We start from the raw sequence: 3,267 nt of genomic DNA, 5'->3' as shown, positions 1-3,267 counted from the left end.
ACGCTCTTTAACAATTTGGAAACTGTAAGATAAAGATTGTCTTGTATTGTTTGATACAAGCGCCAACCGGCGAAATCGATCGTTACGAGAACCATTCAGTTGATCAGACACCTTTGGGTTATATGGTCAAGTGAATAAGCGTGCACGGTGGATGCCTTGGCAGTCAGAGGCGATGAAGGACGTTGTAACCTGCGATAAGGTACGGGGAGCTGGTAAACAAGCTTTGATCCGTACATTTCCGAATGGGGAAACCCACCACGTAAGTGGTATCTCTTTACTGAATATATAGGTTTAGAGAGGCGAACTCGGGGAACTGAAACATCTAAGTACCCGAAGGAAAAGAAATCAACCGAGATTCCCTTAGTAGCGGCGAGCGAACGGGGACCAGCCCTTAAGCTGGATTTGGGTTAGAAGAACAGACTGGAAAGTCTGGCCATAGTGGGTGATAGCCCCGTATTCGAAAACCCTTTTCCAGTGAAATCGAGTAGGACGGGACACGTGTTATCCTGTCTGAACATGGGGGGACCATCCTCCAAGGCTAAATACTCCTGACTGACCGATAGTGAACCAGTACCGTGAGGGAAAGGCGAAAAGAACCCCTGTGAGGGGAGTGAAATAGACCCTGAAACCGTGTACGTACAAGCAGTGGGAGCCGACTTAGTTCGGTGACTGCGTACCTTTTGTATAATGGGTCAACGACTTACTTTCAGTAGCAAGCTTAACCGTTTAGGGGAGGCGTAGGGAAACCGAGTCTTAATAGGGCGCATAGTTGCTGGGAGTAGACCCGAAACCGGGCGATCTATCCATGGGCAGGTTGAAGGTTGAGTAACATCAACTGGAGGACCGAACCGACTACCGTTGAAAAGTTAGCGGATGACCTGTGGATCGGAGTGAAAGGCTAATCAAGCTCGGAGATAGCTGGTTCTCCTCGAAAGCTATTTAGGTAGCGCCTCATGTCTCACCTTGGGGGGTAGAGCACTGTTTCGGCTAGGGGGTCATCCCGACTTACCAACCCGATGCAAACTCCGAATACCCAAGAGTGCAATCATGGGAGACACACGGCGGGTGCTAACGTCCGTCGTGAAAAGGGAAACAACCCAGACCGCCAGCTAAGGTCCCAAACTTCTAGTTAAGTGGGAAACGATGTGGGAAGGCTTAGACAGCTAGGAGGTTGGCTTAGAAGCAGCCATCCTTTAAAGAAAGCGTAATAGCTCACTAGTCGAGTCGGCCTGCGCGGAAGATATAACGGGGCTCAAACTAGAGACCGAAGCTGCGGATGCGTTTATACGCATGGTAGAGGAGCGTTCTGTAAGCTGTTGAAGCGGAAGCTGTAAGGCACCGTGGAGGTATCAGAAGTGCGAATGTTGACATAAGTAACGATAAAGGGAGTGAAAAACTCCCTCGCCGGAAGACCAAGGGTTCCTATCCAACGTTAATCGGGGTAGGGTGAGTCGACCCCTAAGATGAGGCTGAAAAGCGTAATCGATGGGAAGCAGGTTAATATTCCTGCACCTCGCATAACTGCGACGGGGGGACGGAGAAGGCTAGGCTAGCGCGGCGTTGGTTGTCCGCGTTTAAGGATGTAGGTTTGGAACTTAGGCAAATCCGGGTTCCTATATGACTGAGATCTGATGACGAGCTCCTATATGGAGTGAAGTAGTTGATGCCCGGCTTCCAGGAAAATCCTCTAAGCTTCAGGTTATGTGGGATCGTACCCCAAACCGACACAGGTGGTCAGGTTGAGAATACCAAGGCGCTTGAGAGAACTCGGGTGAAGGAACTAGGCAAAATGGCACCGTAACTTCGGGAGAAGGTGCGCCGGTTTTGGTGATGGGACTTGCTCCCTAAGCTGAGGCCGGTCGAAGATACCAGGTGGCTGCGACTGTTTATTAAAAACACAGCACTCTGCAAACACGAAAGTGGACGTATAGGGTGTGACGCCTGCCCGGTGCTTGAAGGTTAATTGATGGGGTTAGCTCCGGCGAAGCTCTTGATCGAAGCCCAAGTAAACGGCGGCCGTAACTATAACGGTCCTAAGGTAGCGAAATTCCTTGTCGGGTAAGTTCCGACCTGCACGAATGGCGTAACGATGGCCACACTGTCTCCACCCGAGACTCAGTGAAATTGAACTCGCTGTGAAGATGCAGCGTACCCGCGGCTAGACGGAAAGACCCCGTGAACCTTTACTATAGCTTCACACTGGACTTTGACCTTACTTGTGTAGGATAGCTGGGAGGCTTTGAAACTTGGACGCCAGTTCAAGTGGAGCCGATCTTGAAATACCAGCCTGGTAACGTTGAAGTCCTAACTCAGGTCCCTTATCGGGATCGAGGACAGTGTGTGGTGGGTAGTTTGACTGGGGCGGTCTCCTCCCAAAGAGTAACGGAGGAGCACGAAGGTACCCTCAGCATGGTCGGAAATCATGCATTGAGCGCAAGAGTAAAAGGGTGCTTGACTGCGACACAGACACGTGGAGCAGGTACGAAAGTAGGTTCTAGTGATCCGGTGGTTCTGTATGGAAGGGCCATCGCTCAACGGATAAAAGGTACTCCGGGGATAACAGGCTGATACCGCCCAAGAGTTCACATCGACGGCGGTGTTTGGCACCTCGATGTCGGCTCATCACATCCTGGGGCTGAAGCCGGTCCCAAGGGTATGGCTGTTCGCCATTTAAAGTGGTACGCGAGCTGGGTTTAGAACGTCGTGAGACAGTTCGGTCCCTATCTGCCGTGGGCGTTTGAGATTTGAGAAGAGTTGCTCCTAGTACGAGAGGACCGGAGTGAACGAACCTCTGGTGTTCCGGTTGTCACGCCAGTGGCATTGCCGGGTAGCTATGTTCGGACGGGATAACCGCTGAAAGCATCTAAGCGGGAAGCCCCCTTCAAGATGAGATCTCACTGGACCTTTAAGGTCCCTAAAGAGCCGTTCAAGACTAGGACGTTGATAGGCTGGGTGTGTAAGCGTTGTGAGGCGTTGAGCTAACCAGTACTAATTGCTCGTGAGGCTTGACCATATAACGCCAAAGCTGTCTGAGAGCGAAAGCTTCAGATGAACAGCTGAGTGGTTTAATGATTGATTTAACGGTTGTAGCTTGTATAGACAACCAAGACGCATCTTACAGTATCCAATGCGTTAACCAGTTTTGCCTGGTGACAATAGAGACGTGGAACCACCTGATCCCTTACCGAACTCAGTCGTGAAACGCGTCATCGCCGATGGTAGTGTGGGGTTTCCCCATGTGAGAGTAGGTCATTGCCAGGCACCTAA

2 rRNA genes are annotated in these 3,267 nt (G+C 51.0%); both read left to right on the top strand.

From position 1 onward, the window contains the following. The first annotated feature begins 124 nt into the window (after positions 1 to 124). A 23S ribosomal RNA gene (locus XMG48_RS11875) occupies positions 125 to 3,013 on the top strand. Positions 3,014 to 3,145: 132 nt separating this feature from the next. Then, positions 3,146 to 3,261 (top strand): 5S ribosomal RNA (rrf, locus tag XMG48_RS11870). Positions 3,262 to 3,267: the final 6 nt, after the last annotated feature.

The organism is Marinobacterium sp. xm-g-48 (assembly GCF_013282925.1).
Taxonomy (GTDB): Bacteria; Pseudomonadota; Gammaproteobacteria; order Pseudomonadales; family Balneatricaceae; genus Marinobacterium_E.
Note: the sequence above shows the minus strand (reverse complement) of the source record. Positions and strands in the feature narration are given on the sequence as shown.